A 19745-nucleotide genomic window follows, 5' to 3' on the forward strand; every position below is an offset into this window, starting at 1 on the left:
GATGGCTCCCGTGAGTCAGTGCACGTGAAGGGGTTTCCCTGCAAGGAGCAGGTGGGCCTCCCACAACGACTCCGACCGAGTCGGACGACGACGAGCGCCTGGGCAAGGACTTGTTCCCGGAACTGCGCGACCAGGTCCGCGCCCAGGTCGCCGTGGCGATCGATACCAACGGGTACTTCGCGGTGACGAAGTACCCCGGTTCCTTCCTGTGCCGGTAATCGCCCAAGCGGTAGGTGAAACCGGCGGTCGGCAGGGGCAGCGGCGGGTGTTGGTAGCGTCGGTGTGTGCTGTGCCGGCCGGTACGGTGTGCCGCTCGACCGAGAGAGACGTGATGTCCCCGGCGATTCGCAGGGCCGTGATCCCCGCTGCCGGACTCGGCTCCCGTCTGCTGCCTCTGACGAAGGCGACACCGAAGGAGATGCTCCCGGTCGGCGACAAGCCGGTCATCGAGCACACCGTGCGTGAGCTGGTGGACTCCGGCATCACCGACATCACCATCGTCGTCTCCGGCGGCAAGGGCCTCATCCAGGACCACTTCCGCCCAAACCCCGCCCTCGTCGAACAACTCCGCGAAGACGGCAAGACAGCCTAGGCGGACGCGGTGGAGGAGGTCGCAGAGCTGGCCCGCCAGGGCCACATCACCTACCTCGACCAGTACGGCCCGTACGGCCCGTACGGCAACGGCACCCCGGTGCTGAACGCTGCCCGTGCCTTCGGCGACGAGCCGGCGCTGGTGCTGTGGCCCGACGACGTCTTCGTGGCCGAGGTCCCTCGCGCACAGCAGCTGATCCGCGCGTACGAGCAGACCGGCTGCCCGGTGCTGGCCCTCATGCCGATGGACCCCACCGACTCCCAGCGCTATGGCGTGCCCATCGTCAGGGAAGACCTCGGAGACGGCCAACTGCGCATCACCGGCCTGGTCGAAAAGCCCGAGCCCTCTGCCGCCCCGTCGTCGTACGCGGCTATCGGCGGCTACGTCGTCACCCCCGGCATCGTCGACGAACTACGCGAGCAGACCCGCCGCTGGTACGAGCACAAGACCGGCGAGGTCTACCTGACCGACGCCATCAACGCCTACGCCTCCACCCGCGCGGTGTACGGGCAGGTCATCAACGGCCGCTGGTACGACACCGGCAACCCGGCCGACTACCTGGTCGCCCAGATGGCCTTCGCCCTCGCCCACCCGGAGTACGGCCCCGTCCTGCGTGGCCTGGTCGCCGGACTCGACGCCGACCGTGCTGCCGCCCTCCAAGCGGAAACCAATACCTGACCTGCCGCTTTCTGTCCTGGACCGCCCGCCCACAGGCTCCTTGTCCTGCTCGTTGACCGGGCATCCCAAAGTCCCCTCCCTCCACAAGAGCTGGGGATGTCGCAGGGGCAGGGAACAAGTCGGATTCGTTCCCTACTCGCCGCGGGGCGTCTTCGTCCTGGCGTGGGCCCAGGCCGCCGAAGCGCCAGGAGGAGCAGCGCAGGCGGGGATCCGAACCGGAGCCGCGGCGGTGGCCCGTCTCGAGGGCGGCCCAGCCGCCTACTCCTGGGGCAGCCGGTCGAAGTGGACCTCGATGGCGGGGACGAGCCACTCCATCAGTTCATCGAAGTCGAGTGAGGCCAGCGGCTCCACCCCGAGGACGTAGCGCAGCATGACGAGGCCGGCCGTTTGCGCGGACAGCAGGGACGTGAACGCCGGTGTCCGCTCGGTCTCCGTTGCTCTTTCCGTGAGTAATTCAGCCGACGGCGCCCGGCAAGGCCGACTTCGCACCAAGCTTGCCGGACTCTGCGCTGCGCACTCCGGTCGAGGCCTCATGGCCGTCTGTCGCCGCGGTCACACTGTCTCGGGCGCGGATGAGCGCGATCACGGTGTCGGCAGTGCGGTCGAGGTGGCTGCGGCCGTCGGCCAGCCGGGCCTCCCGGCTGATGTAGCTGCGCGGCCCGAGGTGGGTGGCCGGGTCGAGCCGATGCACGGTGATCTTCCCAGCGCGGCGGGCGCGGTTCCATCCGCTACGGCGGAACAGCCGCCAACGCTGAGGGAAGATCCAGGCGCCGACACGCTCAATCCGGTCGCTCGCGCTGGTGAGCCGATGCACGTGCTCGGCATGGGTGAGGTCGTTGGCGCCGTTGTAGAACCCACCGAGCGTGATCAGCAGGAGCGGGGAGCGTAGCTGGGTGTGCAGTTCCTCAACCGCGCCGGTGGCTACCTGGGCGCCGCCGCTGTAGCTGAGCAGCACCACCGGGATATCGCTGTCGGGCTCGTAGCCGGCGAGCCGGAGCTGAGTGGCGATCTGGGAGCCGACGGCCCGGTTGTACAGCGGGCGGTACCGGTGGTCGGCGGCGACGAAGATCTGCATGACATTGTGCAGGAACAGCAGCAGCCCGAGGCGGCGGCGCAGCCACGCCCACACCGGCCGATCAGCGAGCGGGTCGGCCAGCGGCGAGTAGGGCTGCACCTGACCCAGCACCCGCAGCTCCGGCGCTCCGGCGATCAGGGCCTTGACCAGCTGGCCGCCGTCCCGGGTGTCGCGGACGCGGCGTTTCCCGATCCCGTCCAGGTAGACCAGGTAGGCATCCGGGGGGCTGTCAGGGGCCGCCCCCCGGGCATACGGCACGCCCTCCGGGAGCTCGGTGGTAGGGGCCCGCCAGCCGGCGCTGTAGGCCAGCACCTCGTAGCGGGCCAGCAGAGCTTCGGCGAGCAGAGCGGGCCCAAGTGCGCAGGCCCAGAGCAGGAAGTCGTTCATGCGATCGCCCCCGGTGCCCCGGCCGCGCTGATCCTCACGACCGTACGCCGAATGGCCTCTACAGTGACAGCAAGCCCGGCCCCGGCGAGGGCCACGCAACCGGCGGCGCCCCACCAGCCCAACCCGGTCGCCGTGGCGAGCGGGCCCGCCAGACTGGCCCCGACCCCCACAAAGAGCAGCAGGTGGATCAGGGGCCCGAGCAGGGGAAATGCAAGGACGCCAGAGAGCACCAGCGGGGCGACCAGGCTTGGTGTCCACACCAAGCCCCCGTCTGACGGTGGGGAGGACAGCACCAGCTCGGCCAGGGTCCACGCGGTCAGCGGCCACAGCGCGAACACAGCACCCTCGACGAGGCCGCCGGGCAGCAGCACCCCGGCCACAAAGGTCCGCGACATGCCGGGCCGGCGCGCCACCAGAGGCAGGATGCGCCCGGCGGCCTCCGACAGCCCGGCGAACAGCAGCAGGACGACGACGACAGGTGACATCACTCAGCCTCGCTGTGGCGGATCGACCGGAGCCGACTGACTGACCGAGCCGGCCGTATGCAGGTACCGCTCGAGTTCGTCGGCGGCGTGCCGAAATCCACCCGCCTCGCGCTGGGCGACCTGCAGGGTGGTCGCGGCTTCCCGGAACCTGGGGTCGCCGAGCAGACGTCGGGCGAGGACACGCACGGGGCCCTTGGCGACGTCCTGGGTACGGATCGACAGGCCGGCGCCGAGCTCGACGACACGACGGGCCACCATCGGCTGGTCAGCGCCCTGGGGGACCACCAGCATCGGAACCCCGGCGTACATGGCCTCGTTGACGCTGTTCATCCCGCCATGGGTGACGAACAGCGCCGCGCGGGCCAGCACCTCCGGTTGCGGCACGAAGCGGCGGGCGAGCACGTTGGCCGGCAACGGACCCAGCGCGTCGGGATCGGTCTGCCCGGTGGAGACGATCACGGTGCCGCCCAGCGGGGCGAGCGCGGTGGCAAAACTGCGCAGCAGCCGCGGGGCGGCGTTGAACACCGTGCCCAGCGAGGCGTACAGCACCGGGTCCTTCAGCCGATCGGCCGGGAACGACGGGTCGACCGGGCGGGCGCCAATGCTTGGGCCAACGAACCGGTAGGACTGGTCGAAGTCCTCGACGGCAGGCTGGAACGCCCGCGAGGTGTAGACCAGATTGAGCGGCTGGCGGATGTTCCCCAAGTCGAACAGTGGCAACCCATGCGTGTCGAAGCGGCGGCGCAGCGCCCAGCGCGACCGCAGGTAGCCCTGGAGGCTGCTGGGCCGAGCCGTCGCCGCGGCCAGCAGGTCCCACGAACCGCGGGTGGGGCTGGGCACATGCCGGTTAAACGCAAACGTGGTGAACGACGACGCCGCCGGCACGTCGAGTTCGCGGGCGGCGACTGCGCCCCACAAACAGGCGTTGTCGTGGACGATCACGTCGGGCCGGACGCGGCGCAGGTCGGTGAGCACGGGGGGCAGCAAGCGGACGGTGGCGCCCGCAAGCCCCTCCATCAGAGTGACGGGCGTCGGCGGATCGGGAAGCGGCTGGTCGCCCCCGGGGTAGAGGCGCACAGTCGCGCCGGTGGCCTCGATCTCCTCACGGAACGCGGGCGACGTGTGGTACGTCACCGAGTGGCCGCGCCGAACAAGCTCGGCCACGACCGGCAGCGTCGGGTTGACGCGCCCGTGCATGGCGATGTTGAGGAACGCGATGGTACTCACAGACCGACCCTCAATGCGGAGGAAGTGGATGCTTTGCCCGGACTGGCCAATGGCGCCGGAGGATCGTCGGCCCGATACAGGCCCGGCCCACTGATGCACAGCCCGTCGAGAAAGCGCCCCGCCGTGAGGGACGCGGTGCTGATCAGCCGCTGGGAATGGCCGAAGTCCCACGGAGCGGGCCAGGCCTCGATGCCGGTCGGCAACACGACGGTCGGGATGTGCTTGGACACCTCGTGCAGGTCACGCTCGATCTGATGGTGCATCAACAGCAGCCCGGCCCTGGCGGCGATCGCACTGGCACGTCGGCGCGGGAGGGTTGAGCTCAACGGCGAGCTCTCAGGCCCGGTCGACAGCACCACCACGCTGGCCGCTCCGGCCTGCAGGGCCGCCAGTACCGGGACATAGGCGATCACCCCGCCGTCGACGAGCGTCCGGCCCTCACGATCCACCGGGGGCAGCATCCCGGGAATGGCTGCGCTGGCCAGCAGCGCGGACTCGAGGTCTCCGTGGTCGAGCAGCACCGAAGCGCCCGTGACCAGGTCCATGGCCACCGCGGTGAACGGGACCGCCAGCTGCTCGATCCGCGACGGCAGCCCAGCCCGAGCAATCAGTCGACGCAGGCCGCGATCGGTGAAGATGCTGGACCGTGAGGACAGGGAGCCGATCGGATACACCTCACGGCGACGCAACTGAGTCCACACGTGGTCCAGCCACGGCGCGGCCCTGTCGGGGTGAGCGGCCGCGATTGCCCCGTTGAGGGCGCCCACCGAGGTTCCGACAATCAGGTCCGGGACGAATCCGCGCTCTTCCAGCGCGTACCCGACACCAACATGCGCCGCTCCGAGCACGCCACCGGCGCCCACCACCACGGCCACGGGACGGGGAAGGGCACGCAAGCCCGCTGACGTCGGTCCCCCGGGCGGGTGGCTCGACGGCAGCGGACGCGCCCCCCTGTCGCCCGTCACGGTTCGACGCCCCTCATGGCCACGACCACTCGCCGAGTCGTCCCCGCTGAAGCCAAGGCGTTCCCATGAGGCTGGTCTCCGACGATAAGTAACCCTCATGATCCACCTTTCTCGTCACGGAACCGAATCGGATTGGTTTAGCAAGTAAGACCGGGCAGCCACCCGATCTGTGACACCGCCGGCCAGGCGTCACGCCTGGCCGGTGGGCATCTCAGCACGGGAGTCCGCGAACACCTTGCCTTTCTCGAGCGCGATGATGCGGGCAATCTGCTCGCCGCATGCCGTCAGGATCTCGAAGGCGCGCCTCAGGATCACTGCACGTTCACGAGGGCCGGTCCGCGCCCAGGCCCGCAGGGCTCTCGTCGGCAGCCGCAACGGCTGCCTCGCCCTCCTCTGCGCCGGCTGCGGCGACCGGCGCAATCCCCTTTCCGGTGGCCGGGTCCAGGACCGGTAGCCGGTTCGTGGTCCGGACGCGGCGTCCCCCGCTACTTGTCGAAGACTTCGGGGTGCTCGGCGAGCTGAATCCGGGTCCGGCGGATGTGCCCGGACAAGAACCGCTCACAGTCGACTTCATCGCGCCTGGCGATTGCGTCCAGTAGGAGGCGGTGCTCTGCGTGGACGATCGACCGTCGCTGCTCGGCGTTGTGCAGCATGAACGCACGCCGGTAATGCTGGGTGGAGTTCCACAATCGCGTCACGGACGCAAGGAGCTCACCGCTGGGACAGCCGGCGTATGTCAGGAGATGGAACTGACGATCGAGGTCGAGGAAGGAAGCAACATCCGCACTGGCCTCGATGCGGTCCTGCAGATCCTGCAGCTCCGCCTCTTGATCCGCGGTCAAGCACGGAAGGCTCAGCCGAAGGGCAAGCGTCTCCATGCGTTCCCGCATCTCGTAAATGACATCCAGCTGGACACGGTCGAAGGCGGGGACGCGGGCCCCCTTGTTCACCTCGAGCTGGGTCAGTCCTTCAGCCTCGAGCATCCGCAGCGCCTCGCGGACCGGCAACCGGCTTGCGCCCAACTGTTCCGCGATCTCTTCCTGTCGGATCCTGCTCCCGGGGGGAATCTCCCCGCTGAGAATCGCCTGCCGCAGATACGCAGCCACGCGCTCACTGGCCGCCTCGCCCCGAGGAGAACTGTCGCCCACGAATGATCGCCTCTCCTGCTTGGCGGGACACCGCCGACACCACCGCCCGGCCTGTCAGACGCAGTCTAGGCGCAGCTCGAGAGGGCGGGCTCCACTCGCTGGATCTTCGCCACCCAAGACACCTTTGGGATCCATTTTGCCGCCTATACACCAAGGTCTCCCAAGCGAATGGTTGATAATGGATCCAATTTCTGTCACCGTGGAGAGCGAAAGAACACAGGAGAGCCCCACGATGACTCGGCACCACAGGTTGACTTACGAAGCGCCTTGGGTCGAACCGCGCACCAGCGGCCGTGACTGGCCAAGCGCCGACCCTCGGCTCCGCACAGACATCCACGCCCCGGCCCACTCGAGTCCCGGCCAAGAAGACGGCGCAGTCGGCTCGGCACTGTCGGTGAGGTCCGCAACCTCGACCGAGGCAGGGTCAATGCGCCGTAGCACGCACGAGGCATTTCACCCTGCCCGTGGACCATCGGCCCGTCGACGGCTCGGTGGCGGCTCAGTGGATGCAGGAGTTCATCAGCCTCCGCGAGAACGGCTGCGGATCGTGACCCGACATCCAGAGCGTTGAAGCACATGAGCCTGCCCGAGCAAGACCCTCAAGCGAAGGCTCCCACTGTCGCCTGGAGCGAGGCGCTGCGCGGAGCCGTACGAGCCAGGTCACTGGCGCAGACGACCGTAGCCGCCCTGACAGTCGGATCAATTCTGTTCATGGTCAACCTGTACTCGCAGGTCCGGGAGGGCCCGTTCACGTGGGCGCTCATGGCTCGCGTCGCCCTGACCTTCCTCGTTCCGTGGTTCAACGCAACGATGGGGATCGCGATCGGCCTGCGGAAACCTGGTGCTGCACCGCGTCGCCAGACCGAGCCTGCAGATTTGGCCACTCCCTAGGAGTCTGTCCCACCCTCCCCCCGAGCCAGCCGCTTCCCGGCAGGACCCGTCGAAAGGCAGTTCACATGTCGCTGGTACCGCTACTCACATCCGACCAGTTCTCCCCCGCCGACCAATCCACTCTCGCACAGGGGGTGAATGCTTACGGCCAAGTGCTGAACACCTGGGCGGCCATCGGGAACAGCCCCGGCTTGCTCGCCACGTATCTGCCCTTCCTCAGGCAGGCCAACGGCCCAGGCGCGTTGGAGGAGCGCGTGAAGGAGCTGGCCGCCGTACGCGTCGCCGTGCTCAACCACTGTCGCTACACAACGAGTCACCGCTGCACGTCCGCGCTGGCCAAAGGGGTAGAGGTCGACGCGCTCACGGCCGTCGCGAAAGGCGAACTCGAAGGATTCACCGAGCGGGAGCGGCTAGCGCTTCAGTTGGCTGAGGAGATGACGGTCTCCCTTCCGACGATCCCCGTGGAAGATGGCCTCACCGGCGTCTCGACGAGTGTCCGCGACGACGTGCAGCGGGTGTTCGACGCAGCAGAGCTAGTAGAGCTGGTGATGTGCATCAGCCTCTGGAATGCCTTGTCACGCTTCCACCGTGTCATGGCCTTCGAGCTGGACTTGCCGGAGCCCCCCGCACCTGTGGAAGCCCAGCTCTGAAACCGCGATGGACCCCAGGTCCGTCAGTTGATGTGGGTCATTCCCCGGTGTTGGCCGCGGGAACCCGGTCGAGGTCGTGGCCGCACATGCGCTAGTCGTCGCCCTTGAGGGAGATCACTTCGGCGTGGTGGACGAGGCGGTCAGTCATGGTGGCGGCGACCATGTCGTCGCCATGACTCGCCCCAGCGTCCAAAGGGCTTGTTGCTGGTCACGATCACGGAGGCGCGTTCGCAGCGGCCCGAGATGAACGGGAAGAACCGGTTCGCGGCCTCGACTTCGAAAGGGAGTGGCCGACCTCGTCCACGATGATCAGCAGGATCCGGCCCAGCGCCGGGTGAGCTCGTCATCCAGGCGGCCGGCCTGGTGGGCGTCTGCAAGGCGGGCGACCCACTGGGCGGCTGTGGCGAAGGCGACCCGGTGTCCGGCCTGGCAGGCCCGGATGCCCAGGCCTGTGGCTAGGTGGGTCTTCCCGGTGCTGAGGCCGTCGTCGATGACCCGGAGATCGGGTCGTAAGTGTCCAGTGACCGCTGTTCGGCGTCGAGTTGACCCTCAGTCGAGGGCCGGTGCCGGGCCTGTTCGCGGCCGGCCTTCGCGGCCGCTGCCTGGGCGGGCTCGGTGAGGGACTGGTGGCGAGCCCAAGCCGCGGGCGTGCCGGGCCACCTCGGTGCCCTCGCAGAACGCCAGGACCTGGTCCGGGTCGGCGTCCACCTCGATGCGGCGGCCGTTCGCGCGAGGGTGGATGGAGTAAGTCGTTGGTGCCCGGACGGACGTCCTGGTCACGGGGCGGCCTGAGCGAAGTGTGCCACCAGCCCGGCGGGTCGACCGGCAGCAGCAGCATTTCCGGCCGGTCCGTCTCGATCCGTTCCGACGGGGGTCTGCGAGATGCGACGGATGCGCCGATTGGCCTCGGCCAGCCAGTCGGCTGACTGGACGTTGAAGCCGGTGGCGACGCAAACATCCTGCCGGGCAGGAAGCTGGTCACCGGACGGCCGTTGACCCGCGCGACCAGTTCCTTGGTCTCCGGATCGCCCGGTCGGCACTGGATGATGCGGACGCCCAGCAGCCCGGTGAACGCGGCGAAGGTCTCGGTCAGTTGGTTTCGTCCGCCCCGCCAGAAGCCGACGGCTGCCACTTTGTTCCAGACGAGAGCCCTGGGGACAGCCCCCAGGCCGGTCAGCAGCCGCCAGTGCCCGGCGAGCAGGTCGGCCGCGGTCTTCGTCGGTAGCATCGTTGCCGTAATCCAGCGCGAGTAGCCGGCTGCAATCACCAGCACCGGCGAGCTCGCCGCCTGCCCGAACCTTTCGGCTTTCGCTGATACTTCGGCGCCGCCTCGCTGCTCAGGACCTGCCGCACCGTGTTCCGCGAGATCCCCAGCTGCCTCGCGATCGCCTGGATCGGCATGTGCTCGGCCCGGTGCAGACGGCGGATCTCCGCCCAGTCCTCCACGCTGATCCCCCTTCCTCCCGGCCTGGCTCAAGGAGCCAGACCTTCGAAGGGGGGTCAACTTTCGCAGTCGGAGACTGGACCACTTCTCGAAGTCCACCGACAGTGAGGCCGGTCAGGCAGAGGTCTGGCCGGCCTCACGCTGTAGCCGGATGAGGAGGGCCATGAAGTCCAGGTCACCCAAGCCAGTCGATATGCACGCCTCAAGCAGTTGCTGCACGACTCCGGTGACCGGCAGCGACACTCCACCGGCTGCCGCGGACTCGAGGGCCAGGTCCAAGTCCTTGCGCATGAGCCGCGAGCTGAACGTCGACGTGTAGTCGTCCGCCAGGAGGGGCCCGATCTTGTACTTCACCAAGGGTGACGCGACCGCCGAAGCGCCGACGATCTCCAGAAGCTTGTCTCGTTGTACGTCGTGGGCCTCGGCCAATGCGATGCACTCGGCAAGAAGTTCGGCCGTCCCGGCGACCATGAGGTTGAGAGCCAGCTTGATGATTCGGGCAGCCTCCCCCTCGCCGGCGTAGAATACATGGGGACCGATATCGCGAAGCAGACTTTCGACGGACGTGAAGACAGCATCCTCGCCCGAGGCGATGATCGTGAGGTTCCCGGCACGCACGACACCCGGGCTTCCACTCACTGGAGCGCGAAGGTACCGGACGCCGCTGGCCGCAGCCGCAGTGGCCACGTCACGGGAGACCTCGGCTGAGACAGTGCTCATGTCGATGAGAGTCCTTCCCCTGCCGGGCGCGGCGTGGGCGAGCCCGCCGTCGGGCGCGAGCGCAACATCAGCCAAGGCATGGGAGTCTGCGACCATCGTGATGCAGACGTCCGACCGGGCCCACGCCTCATAGGAGGCGTCCAGCTCGAACGCGCCCTTGGCCACCAGGCCGTCCGCCTTACCCTTCGATCGATTCCAGACGCTGACCTTGTGGCCTGCGCTGATGAGTCGTTCTGCAATGGCGGATCCCATCTGACCGAGACCCAGCACGGATACGTCCACGTTCATCTCCTGGGGACAAGGTGCGCGACATGCGCAAAAAGTTGTTGATCTCACCCAAGCCCGACAACTCGCGGGGACGCGCAGTGCCGGCCGGGGCGGCTTGGAGGGGTCCCGCTACATCGATGCAGCGAGCTGCCAGTCGAACCCAAGCTGCGCATGGGAATGGGGATCGCAGAGGCTGCCGAATTTCCCACCGAAGTGCACAAGTGGGTTCGCGTCGACGGAGTAGCCGCAGCTGACCACCTCGCCGATGAAGATGGTGTGGTCTCCCCCGGCGATCTCTTCCTTCACGTTGCAAGCAAAGTGAGCGACGGCACCTTCGACAACGGGGAGGTCGTTTTCGATGCGGAACCCGATGCCGGCGAACTTGTCGTCACACCGGCTCGCGAACTGAAGTGCGTGTCGATCCTGGCCCCGTGAAAGGACGCTGACAGCGAAAACTCCGGAGCCGGAGATCGCGTCCCTCGTCGCAAGGGTGTTTCCGACGCACACCAGCAACAGCAGCGGATCCAGCGAAACAGATGCAACAGCGCTGGCTGTCATCCCTGCTGGTCCGTCCATAGTCCTGGTGGTCACAATCGTGACGCCGGTCGTGAACCGTGCCATTGCTCCGCGGTAAGTAGCGCGCATGTCCTGCGAGGTCGGTGTACCCATGATGCCCTCCGTTGCCTGTAACGAGATGGCTTGAGCGTTGCCTGTAATGAGATGGCTTGAGTGTGACTGACGACATGTTTACCGACGCGAAATCGGCCCAGACCTATCGGCGCAGCTGTGTGACGAGTCGGCGAACCTCGTCCGACGGCGGCACGCCGAGCTCCCGCATCCGCGCGACGTACCGTTGGTAGAGCGCCAGCACCGCGTCGTCGCTGCCGCTGGCATGCGCCAGCATGATGGCGAGCCGCCAGGCCTGCTCGCGGTACGGATCCTCGCGAAGCACGTAGTCGACCAGTCCCTTTGCCTCGCGATAACGGTTCATTCGATAGGCGAGCTTGGCTGCGTCGACTCGGACCGACAAGAAGGTCTCGGCCATAGCTACGCGACGCTCGGCGACCCACTCACATGAAACCGTGGCAAGGTAGGGCCCCTTCTCAGCAATGCTGAGGGCGTGCGACAGCGTCTGGAGACGAATCACTCCGTTCTGTCTCCCAGCCTGGGTGACGAGGTCGATTGCCCGTTGTGCCGAACCCATGGCCAGCGCGGGACCGACCAGTTGAAAGACATCGCCGTCCTGCGCCGGGCCCAAGCCGTCAGGCAGTGCCTCGCGAAGCCGGTAGAGCGCCTGCCGCAGATAGCTGCGGCCGGCGGCATCATTGCGGCCACCGAAGAGCGCCCCGAGAAGCTCTTCTCGTGTAGCTCTACGGTCGGGTGTCCCGAGCAGGTAGCTGAGGAGCTCGACGCTCTTCGTCAGCCGAGGCTGAACCACGTTCCCGTCGACTGTGAGGGTCGGCTCGCCGAATTCCTCAAGCACGAGACGGGGCGCACTCACATGCACGCGTACGGGTTGTTGGCCCGCGAGGACGGCGAGGATCTCGTGCCAGGGCGACATGCGACTGGACTTGGTGTCCGCAGCTCTGGCCGCAACCGACGGCATGTCCGCCAGGGCCGTCAGCAGCAGGTGCTGTGATCCATGTGTCGAGGCGGAGACGATCGCGAGGTCGGCCGTGGCGTCGGACTCATCCTCGAGACCGAGACGCCATTGCGCCTCGGCCAGGTACACGGCAGCCGTCGAGAGATCGAGATGGCGGTCTCCCGTCTGCATGCTCAGGAGGCATTTCGCGAGGTGCTCGTGCCCCTCGGCATCTCTGTCTTGCAGAAGCATCGACAGGCCCGACCAGATCTGCCATAGGTCCCGTGTGAGTGCATACTCCGAGACTCCGTTGGCAGCTGCCTCCGCCAACACGTGGTCGGCACGTTGTGTGTCGCCCTCGAGGCGCAGCCACAGCTTGGCCTCGGCAAGCAGGCTCAGGTTCTTGTACACCTTCGAGCCGGTTGACGCAATGAGGCTTCTCCCTCGCTTGAGGGACGTCCAGGCTTCCTCTCCGCGGTCGAGGTCAAGCATGAGATCGACGGCGTCGACGGCATGCAGCCAGACCGGCAGCGATGAACCACTGCGAGGCTCGAACATCGACATCGCGGCATCGAGTCGCCCGGTGGCGCGCAGCGCGGCGACGACCCAAGGGCCGCCGAGTATCGTGCGCCACGGATCGAACAACCCCTGCTCGTCGAGTCCTTCAAGGTGACCGCGCATGAAGGCGAGCCGCATCAACAAACCGTCGACCGGGCCGGACGGCATGGTCGAGTACTCGGGAAAAGGTGGCGGCGCCTCGCCAGTGGCTAGCGCGATCAACGTGCGCGCCATGAGCCAGTTCCGACCCGGCGGCAGCTGATCGGCAATGGCCTGCGCCTCCTCGATCCGCCCAGAGTGCCAAAGACACCAACAGGCCAGGACGTGGGCCTCTTCGAAGTCGGGAGCCCCCGGCTCCGGAAGCCAGTCATATCCATGGCGATCGACGAGTTCCACTCCGCGATCACATTGCTCGAGTGCGAACGCCACGCGCAGGATGACTGATCCGATCTCCGGGGTCGGAGTCCGGACCGACGCTCCCAGTGCATCGAGCCACCGTGCCGCCGGCGCGAAGTCCATCCGCGCAATGAGGCTGGGTAGCGCTACGGCAGCCAGCCGCCCAGCCGCCTCCAGGTCCCCGAGCCGGAGCAACTCATCGACGGCTTCCTCGTGCTCGCCGCCGGCGATCAGGACCTCGGCGTGCCTGCGACGAACCGCGCCGAGCGTCTTGGCATCCTCCCGTCCCAGAGCCTCGTGCAGAAAGTCGCGAAACACCGGGTGCGGCGTCATGCGCGAACCGTTTGAGGACCACGTCACCGGAAGATGCCGGGTGCGGAGGTCCGCCATGACTTGCGCTGCATTCTCCTGGCCCAGGGCCCGGGCGCCCTCGACCGATACCTCCTCCAACAAACTGGTATGAAGGAGGAACGTTCTCTCAACCAGGGAAAGTGAGTCGAAGACGTTCGCTGCGACATAGGACCGCAGCGAGTCGGGATCCAGCTCGCGAGACCGTGTATGACGCCACCCCTCGAACAAGACGCCAGTGACCCAGCCCCCTGTCGCCGCCACCGCCTGAGCCGGATCCACGTCGACCTGGCCAACAGTTCGAAGTGCTGCGCCGGCTTCCTGGGCGTCGAAAGCGAGATCGCTCTCGACCAGCTCACCCACCCGATCACGCTCGCTCGTCGAGCCCAGGTCGAGCCGGACATCGACGCGCGAGACCAGTACGAGGTTCACGTCGGACGGCAGGTAGCGAGCGAAGGACGACAGCACGGCGATGCAGGTCTCGTCGGGGGCGATTCGTTCCACGTTGTCGCACACGAGGATGAGCCGACTCCCCTGAAGGCTTTCAGCCAGCAGTCCGGCTGCCTCACCGATGTGAAGACTGCTGCTCAGGGCATCAGACACCACATCGGCTGCACTGGGGACAGCGCCCTCAACAGCCGCCTCGAGATAGACGAGCAGGCGTCCCGCCGCCTGCTCCGTACCGTCGAGTGACAGCCAGGCAACGGGCCTGTCGAGGTCACTGACAGCCAGCGCCACTGCCGTGGTCTTGCCGGCCCCAGCTGTCGCAAAGACATTCACCACAGTGTGGCGGCCGAGGAACTCTCGCAACCGTTGACTGAGCCTGTCGCGGACGACAATGTCTTTCGCCGGCTCCGGTATTGCCAGTTTCCGCCTGATGATCGCGCGATGCTGTCGACCTGGCGCCTTCGAGCTGCTCGGTCGATCGGGATCGGAGTCGCCCATCGAACGTCGCGCCTCCGTGATCCTTAGTGCTCCTCCGGGAGCTTACGCCAGTCGTCCGGGAAGAAGAACCCGTCCGAAGTAGGAGGAATCGGCGACTGCACCTCGATCCAGCGGGCCGGCTCGTCACGTTCGTTGACGAAACCATGTGTGCCGTTGGTGCCTGCCCACACCAGGTCACCGGTCTCGATGACCTCTTCCTTGCCGTCGAGGGTCCCCACCATGCCACCGTTGGTGAAGTAGTAGATCTCCTCGAACGGGTGGTAGTGGACCTTGGCGGCCTTGCCGGGGCCGGACTTCGGCGCGATCTCGCACACGAAGACGGTGTGATGCTGTGCGCCCAGGAGCTGGTCGACCATCATCCTGAGGCTGATGTTCTTGACGTTGGGACCGTGGTAACCGGGCATCGACAGCTGCGCGTACGGAGCCATGTCCGAGTCCTCGAAGTGCCCGACGAAGCGATGCCGGGGGTCCGTCTCGGACGGGCGGCCGAGGTTCTCGCCCGGAGCGGGCTTGGCGGAGATACTGCTACGGGCTCCGTCGTACGTCGGCGGCTTCGGCGCGCGCACGCCGAGCCACGTCAGTCCCTCGTCACCGGCTGTCAGGGAATGGGCGACGCCGACCGGCGCCACACCGTAGTCGCCGGAACCGAGTTCGTAGCGGAGCCCCGCGAAGCCGGCTTCACCGTTTCCGCCGGTGATGAACCACGACTCCTCGAACGGAGTGCGAGCCCAGCCCGTGGTCGCCCCGGGAGCCAGCTCGTACAGGCTCACTTCCAGGTGATCGGCACCCTGCTCGTGTCCGACCATGAACGCCTGCCGAAGACCCGGCACGCCCGGGACATCGGAGAACCTACGCTCCGACGCACGTGAAATGTAGTAAGCCATGTCAACCTCTCCGTTCACACGCGAGGGTGCCGGGGCCGGCGTCCCTCGCCCAATTGATGCTCATCCTGATGCGGGCAACAGCTCTAACGCAACGGTGGGGCGGGCGGTCCGCGGACGACAGCAGTCGCGAACCGCCCACTGCACCGTGGTCAGGCTCAGCGAACCCGCGAGCCCTCAACCCGTACGCCGTCAAGACGTCGGGCGTATTCGGCCTGGTCGGTGTAGGCCGTGGAATCGGGGGCGGCGGCCTTCTCGAGGCCACAGACCTTCCGGGCGAGGTCCGTGAGCGGCCCGGAGGGTGACAGCTCCGAGCGCGTCATCGTGCGCATCCGAGTGCCGAGCAACGGGGTCCCGTTGAACTGCTCGAAGGTGCTCACCCGGTCGCCGAAGTCGGAGAGGAACAGGTCACGGATGACGCGCGAGATGCGCACGCGGTCGTGGGGCTCGCCGACCGCACCCGCCTGCAGCGGTTCCAGCCAGTGGTGCAGCTCGGGGTTGTTCCACTGGTCCTCGGTGGGGAACAGGAGCGAGGCGCGGCCGGCAAGGTCGACCACCTCGTTCCTCATTTCCGCGTACTTCTCCAGGTAGTACGACCGGCCGAAGTCGAAGAGCAGGACGTTCGGCTTGTAGAGCCCCGACGGCGAGATGAACCCTTCCGTCTCGGACGCGATCACGTGGGCTCGCATCGTCTGGTAGAACTCGACGAGACGCGCCAGGCGCGCCTGTACCGGCGGAATCTGGTAGGTGCCGAGGTGCTCGGTGATCAGCATCGCGAGTCCGACCATGAGTTCGGCCCGGACCATCTGCCGGATGAGCGACTCGTAGTGCGTCCAGTCGAAGATGCGCTGCGGGTACAGCGAGGCGTGCTCGGGACTTCCGATGTGAAATACAAGATCCCACGGAATGAACACGTTGTCGAAGATGACCGTGCATTCGAGCTCGTCGCCGGCCGAAGAAATCGGGTGGTTGTCGGGGTCGTCACGCACCGTCGTCTCGCGGGAGACTATCGTGACGCCCGGCGCGTTCGCCGGACAGGCGCCGTAAATGACCTGTTCGCTCTCGATTCCCGGGCGGTAGAAGACGCCGATGTGAATGTAGTCGGCGAACGGCACACCGGTGGCCACGGCTTTGACACCGTTGACCACGATGCCGTCGTCGCGCGTCTCCACGACACGCAGCGCGGTCTTGGCCGCGTGCTGCTTGGACCGGTCGACCTGAGGGTCGATGAAGGCGAAGGCGCAGTTGAGGTCGCCCTCCTTCACCAGATCCAGGAACTTCCGGATGCCCACGGTCAGGTCACGCCCGCCCGTGCCCACGGACTGGTCGCTCCACGGCTGTGGGTCCTCTTCGTAGGTGACCAGGCCGTAGTTGTTCGCGCACGGGGTCCGCCCGATCGATCCGCCATCGAGCTCCCGGACCACGGTCTCCAGATACTCACGCTTGCGCCGCAACCCCTCGGCGTTCCCGTGCTTGAACCACATCATCGAACGACGCACTCCGTCGTCGTCGACGAAGGTCATCATGTCCTGCATCTCGGGCTCGTTATGCAGGTCGTAGAACTTCGCAAAAGTCTTGGCCGCTGCCCTGGTCTTCGGATGTGTCGTGACGTCATCGATCCGATCACCTCCGACCCAGACAACGCGCCCGTCCCTGAGGGATTCCAAGTACTGCTCGCCAGTTCGCATCAAATGCCACCTTCTCACTTCACGCAAGCACCATCGTGCATGGACTGTTCTTGTCAGGTCGTCATTCAAGTTCCGGTCGACAGAACGTCGCTGGAAACTGTTGCGAACCCGTTTGTGAACCTAACCTCGACGCGTTAGAAGCTGGGAAATCAGCGTCACGATCGACTGGCCATTCGAACTGCTCAATTCGAATCGACGAGAGCACATCTTCCTGCGAAGTGGACACCCGCTCGCCCGTTGATTGCATTCAATTTAGTCAGGGGGTGTTAAGGGGATGTTAATCGCGACGAGACACTGATGGCAATGCCGTTAAGACCTGTCCCGTAGCCGCTGGTCACAGGCGAGATGATCTCGGCGTGTCTGGTGTGATCACAGCGTCGGAGCCGTCCTGGACAGCCCCGTTCACCGGGCTGAGCCCGCGTACCTCGGGCAAGCTGGTGACCGCGCTGCGCCACGAAGGTGCAGATCCGGTCCGCAAGGGCTCTGCGGGCTCTTCCGCTGGAGGACGGGGTGCTGCTCGTGGCGGCCTACTTGCGCACGAACTTGACGATGCGGGCAACTCGTGCCGCAGTACGGTATCTCGAAGTCCGCTGCCGACCGCACCATCGACCACCTCGGCCCATCTCTCGCGCTCCAGCCCCGCAAGCGGTTCCGCAAGGACACCGTGCTCATCGTGGACGGCATCCTGGTGCGAGGGCGGACTGATCGAACAGGGTGCCTGGTCGGGGGGTCTCGGCAGGCAGGGCGCATGAAAGCAGGGCCTCCTGAGTAGCTCGGGGTTGTCGAAGCCAGGAGCGGTCCAGGAGGCCCTGTTGTCGCAGTTGCACGTGGTGTCGCCCTTCGAGTTCAACTCGGCGCTCTCGGAGTGCGATTGCCTCGCTCACCGGTTCGGGAACGCGGTTGACCGGCCTGGCCGGGAGGGGCCTACCCCTCGGACATGACGGACGCGGGGTAGGTGACGGTACGCGAGTCGCTCCGGGTGCCGGCCTGGCCGGAGAGCCGGGGCGGACAGCCGGAGGGCTACTCATTCCGTCTTTTTGTCGGCGAAGGAATGGCACATGGGCTGGGAGACCGGCCGGCGCGTGCTGAACGGTGCTACTCGCGGCGGCGGGATGTGTGTACTAACGATCTCCCGCAGCGAGCCAACACCACGTAAAAACAGGCCTCTACCTGGTTCTTTGTCCTCGACCATGCAGGATCTCGCCTTCCAAGGGACGCCGATGACGCAGCTCACACACGGCTTCCTGTCACACCTCGCCCGGCAACCCGGTCAGTAGTGTGTATCCGCAACATAGCTAGGAGATCACCGTGGAATCGCGTCTCAACTATTTCGGCAACCCCCTCGCCGGGAAGGTGCTGAAGCACATCAACTCGGCCAGCAAGGTGGTTTCGGACTCCACGCTGCCTGCCGCAGTACAGGAGCTGGTGAAGATTCGCTCAAGCCAGATCAACGGCTGCGGCTTCTGCACTGACATGCACACCAAGGACGCCGCCCTGGCGGGAGAAACCCCGCAGCGCCTCCACCTGGTCGCGGCCTGGCGTGAGGCCACGGTCTTCACCGAAGCCGAGCGCGCTGCACTGGAACTGACCGAGCAGGGCACCCGTGTCGCCGACGCAGCCGGTGGTGTCACGGATGCGGTCTGGGCAAACGCTGTCAAGCACTTCGACGAGGACCAGCTGGTCGCCCTGATTTCCCTCATCGCTGTCATCAACGCCTACAACCGCATCAACGTCATCAACCAGCAGCCGGCCGGGGACTACCAGCCCGGCCAGTTCGGCTGATCGACACCTGCCCCGGCCGGCCACGTACAGTCCGTCTCCACGCCGCCCCGACCTACGGCGGGAGACGGACTACCGGCGTCAACTGGTTCCACTGAACCATGGCTTCGCCGCCCCGCAGCCCAGGACGATCATTGGTCGGCTCGGGCAGACCGTACACACGCCATCGCTGATCACTCTGCGCATGCCGTGGTCGAACTGGATCCTTCGCATCACCGGTCCCTGGGCACACACGTCACCGGTCAAGTGCTGACGACCGACGGGGGACTCGAACTCGTCCGAGCTGCTGCGCAGCCGCGGCGGTCCAGAGCTGCCGACTCCGGATGGAGGCAGGGAGGCCCTCGGATGCGTGAGGCGATGCAGCCCAGCACATCAACGGTGTCTACGCCCTCCCTCCTGCACGCTCACAGCCCAAGGATCAAGTGCAACCAGGCAGGCAACCGCACACATCGGCGTCACCGGATTCGGCGTGATGGGCCGTAACCTGGCCCGCAACTTCGCCCGCCACGGCTGCACCAATCGCCTCTCCACAACCGCACCGCGTCCCGCACGCGTGCTCTCATCGAGGAGTTCGGCCACGAGGGCACGTTCGTCCCAACCGAGACTGCCGAGGAGTTCGTGGCCGCACCTCAGCGTCCCCGTCGGCTGGTGATCACGGTCGGCGGGTCGGCGGAGTCGTACGCCGTCCTCGGTCCCATGCTCGAGCTGCCCCCGGCCAAGCATCAGGCGGAACACGCTGGTTCTGTCGCGCCCCGACCCGCGACGGGGCTCTCCTGGACGCGTTCCTCGACGAACCGACCGATTCCAACCTGTATATCGGCGGTCATCCCATCTATGTGATGGCGCCGGGCGTTCCGCCCGACAGCTACCTGTCGGGCTTCCTGATGCGCAGCAAGGGCCGTGATCGGGCCTGGACCGTTCTGATACTCGGTGAACCACCTTGTGCTTACGGCTCGGTGCAGAACGCGGTTGTCGGGCAGTACGGCGAGATCGATCGGCTCGCCGGTGTCCTTCGTCAGAGTGACTTTCTCGTAGTTGG

General features: G+C 66.6%; 18 protein-coding genes and 4 pseudogenes. 7 read left to right on the forward strand and 15 right to left on the reverse strand.

The genetic code is table 11. From position 1 onward, the window contains the following. The first annotated feature begins 331 nt into the window (after positions 1–331). Positions 332–1270 (forward strand): annotated as a pseudogene (locus tag ABZV38_RS05870) (UTP--glucose-1-phosphate uridylyltransferase). Positions 1271–1528: 258 nt separating this feature from the next. On the opposite strand, the gene ABZV38_RS05875 reads toward ABZV38_RS05870, so the two are convergent. The 7 genes from ABZV38_RS05875 to ABZV38_RS05905 all read right to left on the reverse strand — a co-directional run bounded on the left by ABZV38_RS05875 (position 1529) and on the right by ABZV38_RS05905 (position 6557). Further along, on the reverse strand, positions 1529–1804 hold the full coding sequence (locus ABZV38_RS05875) for a hypothetical protein (protein ID WP_356324948.1): 276 nt from the start codon (positions 1802–1804) through the stop codon (positions 1529–1531). Then, positions 1725–2732 (reverse strand): hypothetical protein, encoded by a 1008-nt coding sequence (locus ABZV38_RS05880; protein ID WP_356324950.1) that lies wholly within the window; start codon positions 2730–2732, stop codon positions 1725–1727. Before ABZV38_RS05880 ends, ABZV38_RS05875 begins: the two co-directional genes overlap by 80 nt. Then, entirely contained in the window at positions 2729–3217 is a 489-nt protein-coding gene (locus tag ABZV38_RS05885; protein ID WP_356324952.1) for a hypothetical protein, read from the reverse strand. The genes ABZV38_RS05880 and ABZV38_RS05885 overlap by 4 nt, the downstream gene beginning before the upstream one ends. A gap of 3 nt (positions 3218–3220) precedes the next feature. Next, positions 3221–4414 (reverse strand): macrolide family glycosyltransferase, encoded by a 1194-nt coding sequence (locus ABZV38_RS05890; protein WP_356324954.1) that lies wholly within the window; start codon positions 4412–4414, stop codon positions 3221–3223. 26 nt (positions 4415–4440) lie between these two features. Then, entirely contained in the window at positions 4441–5319 is an 879-nt protein-coding gene (locus tag ABZV38_RS05895) for a patatin-like phospholipase family protein (protein ID WP_356324956.1), read from the reverse strand. 279 nt (positions 5320–5598) lie between these two features. Further along, positions 5599–5784 carry an aldehyde dehydrogenase family protein gene (locus ABZV38_RS05900; protein WP_356324958.1) on the reverse strand — a complete coding sequence of 62 codons (186 nt, stop codon included), beginning with the start codon at positions 5782–5784 and terminating at the stop codon, positions 5599–5601. A 110-nt stretch (positions 5785–5894) separates the two neighbouring features. Next, positions 5895–6557, reverse strand: coding sequence for a GntR family transcriptional regulator (locus ABZV38_RS05905; protein ID WP_356324960.1), 663 nt, complete (start codon positions 6555–6557; stop codon positions 5895–5897). Between the two features lie 419 nt (positions 6558–6976). Here ABZV38_RS05905 and ABZV38_RS05910 point away from each other — a divergent pair. Both ABZV38_RS05910 and ABZV38_RS05915 read left to right on the forward strand, forming a co-directional pair. Next, positions 6977–7108: pseudogene (locus ABZV38_RS05910) on the forward strand (2-oxo acid dehydrogenase subunit E2); the annotation flags it as partial. Between the two features lie 405 nt (positions 7109–7513). Beyond that, entirely contained in the window at positions 7514–8098 is a 585-nt protein-coding gene (locus ABZV38_RS05915; protein WP_356324962.1) for a carboxymuconolactone decarboxylase family protein, read from the forward strand. A 140-nt stretch (positions 8099–8238) separates the two neighbouring features. Here the strand turns inward: ABZV38_RS05915 and ABZV38_RS05920 are convergent, their stop codons facing one another. The 8 genes from ABZV38_RS05920 to ABZV38_RS05955 form a co-directional block, all read right to left on the reverse strand. Then, positions 8239–8445: an ATP-binding protein gene (locus ABZV38_RS05920; protein WP_356324964.1), complete on the reverse strand. Its 207-nt coding sequence runs from the start codon at positions 8443–8445 to the stop codon at positions 8239–8241. Next, on the reverse strand, positions 8408–8590 hold the full coding sequence (locus ABZV38_RS05925) for an ATP-binding protein (RefSeq protein ID WP_356324991.1): 183 nt from the start codon (positions 8588–8590) through the stop codon (positions 8408–8410). The genes ABZV38_RS05920 and ABZV38_RS05925 overlap by 38 nt, the downstream gene beginning before the upstream one ends. Before the next feature lie 771 nt (positions 8591–9361). After that, entirely contained in the window at positions 9362–9544 is a 183-nt protein-coding gene (locus ABZV38_RS05930; protein WP_356324966.1) for a helix-turn-helix domain-containing protein, read from the reverse strand. A gap of 112 nt (positions 9545–9656) precedes the next feature. Then, positions 9657–10544 carry an NAD(P)-dependent oxidoreductase gene (locus ABZV38_RS05935; protein WP_356324968.1) on the reverse strand — a complete coding sequence of 296 codons (888 nt, stop codon included), beginning with the start codon at positions 10542–10544 and terminating at the stop codon, positions 9657–9659. A 114-nt stretch (positions 10545–10658) separates the two neighbouring features. Continuing rightward, positions 10659–11198 (reverse strand): flavin reductase family protein, encoded by a 540-nt coding sequence (locus ABZV38_RS05940; protein WP_356324971.1) that lies wholly within the window; start codon positions 11196–11198, stop codon positions 10659–10661. 103 nt (positions 11199–11301) lie between these two features. Then, positions 11302–14358, reverse strand: coding sequence for a BTAD domain-containing putative transcriptional regulator (locus tag ABZV38_RS05945; protein WP_356324973.1), 3057 nt, complete (start codon positions 14356–14358; stop codon positions 11302–11304). Positions 14359–14381: 23 nt separating this feature from the next. Beyond that, on the reverse strand, positions 14382–15242 hold the full coding sequence (locus ABZV38_RS05950) for a cupin domain-containing protein (protein ID WP_356324975.1): 861 nt from the start codon (positions 15240–15242) through the stop codon (positions 14382–14384). Positions 15243–15397: 155 nt separating this feature from the next. Beyond that, complete coding sequence (locus tag ABZV38_RS05955) at positions 15398–16927, reverse strand: 4-hydroxyphenylacetate 3-hydroxylase N-terminal domain-containing protein (RefSeq protein WP_356324977.1); 1530 nt, start codon at positions 16925–16927, stop codon at positions 15398–15400. A gap of 356 nt (positions 16928–17283) precedes the next feature. Here ABZV38_RS05955 and ABZV38_RS05960 point away from each other — a divergent pair. From ABZV38_RS05960 to ABZV38_RS05975, 4 genes and pseudogenes are all read left to right on the forward strand, one after another. Next, a pseudogene (locus ABZV38_RS05960) lies at positions 17284–17618 on the forward strand (transposase family protein); the annotation flags it as partial. A gap of 617 nt (positions 17619–18235) precedes the next feature. Then, positions 18236–18709: a carboxymuconolactone decarboxylase family protein gene (locus ABZV38_RS05965; protein WP_356324979.1), complete on the forward strand. Its 474-nt coding sequence runs from the start codon at positions 18236–18238 to the stop codon at positions 18707–18709. A gap of 469 nt (positions 18710–19178) precedes the next feature. Further along, a pseudogene (locus ABZV38_RS05970) lies at positions 19179–19366 on the forward strand (NAD(P)-binding domain-containing protein); the annotation flags it as partial. A gap of 179 nt (positions 19367–19545) precedes the next feature. Then, positions 19546–19745, forward strand: a 200-nt coding sequence (locus ABZV38_RS05975; protein WP_356324981.1) for a hypothetical protein, incomplete at its 3' end; no start/stop codon positions are given.

Source organism: Streptomyces sp. NPDC005181 (assembly GCF_040608395.1).
In the GTDB taxonomy this organism is placed as follows: domain Bacteria; phylum Actinomycetota; class Actinomycetes; order Streptomycetales; family Streptomycetaceae; genus Streptomyces.

What these genes read in the sequence shown, in the direction of transcription:
- ABZV38_RS05875 (WP_356324948.1), bottom strand. Translation starts at nt 1,804, where the DNA reads ATGAGGCCTCGACCGGAGTGCGCAGCGCAGAGTCCGGCAAGCTTGGTG.
- ABZV38_RS05880 (WP_356324950.1), bottom strand. Translation starts at nt 2,732, where the DNA reads ATGAACGACTTCCTGCTCTGGGCCTGCGCACTTGGGCCCGCTCTGCTC.
- ABZV38_RS05885 (WP_356324952.1), bottom strand. Translation starts at nt 3,217, where the DNA reads ATGTCACCTGTCGTCGTCGTCCTGCTGCTGTTCGCCGGGCTGTCGGAG.
- ABZV38_RS05890 (WP_356324954.1), bottom strand. Translation starts at nt 4,414, where the DNA reads ATGCACGGGCGCGTCAACCCGACGCTGCCGGTCGTGGCCGAGCTTGTT.
- ABZV38_RS05915 (WP_356324962.1), top strand. Translation starts at nt 7,514, where the DNA reads ATGTCGCTGGTACCGCTACTCACATCCGACCAGTTCTCCCCCGCCGAC.
- ABZV38_RS05920 (WP_356324964.1), bottom strand. Translation starts at nt 8,445, where the DNA reads ATGACGAGCTCACCCGGCGCTGGGCCGGATCCTGCTGATCATCGTGGA.
- ABZV38_RS05940 (WP_356324971.1), bottom strand. Translation starts at nt 11,198, where the DNA reads ATGGGTACACCGACCTCGCAGGACATGCGCGCTACTTACCGCGGAGCA.
- ABZV38_RS05945 (WP_356324973.1), bottom strand. Translation starts at nt 14,358, where the DNA reads ATGGGCGACTCCGATCCCGATCGACCGAGCAGCTCGAAGGCGCCAGGT.
- ABZV38_RS05950 (WP_356324975.1), bottom strand. Translation starts at nt 15,242, where the DNA reads ATGGCTTACTACATTTCACGTGCGTCGGAGCGTAGGTTCTCCGATGTC.
- ABZV38_RS05955 (WP_356324977.1), bottom strand. Translation starts at nt 16,927, where the DNA reads ATGCGAACTGGCGAGCAGTACTTGGAATCCCTCAGGGACGGGCGCGTT.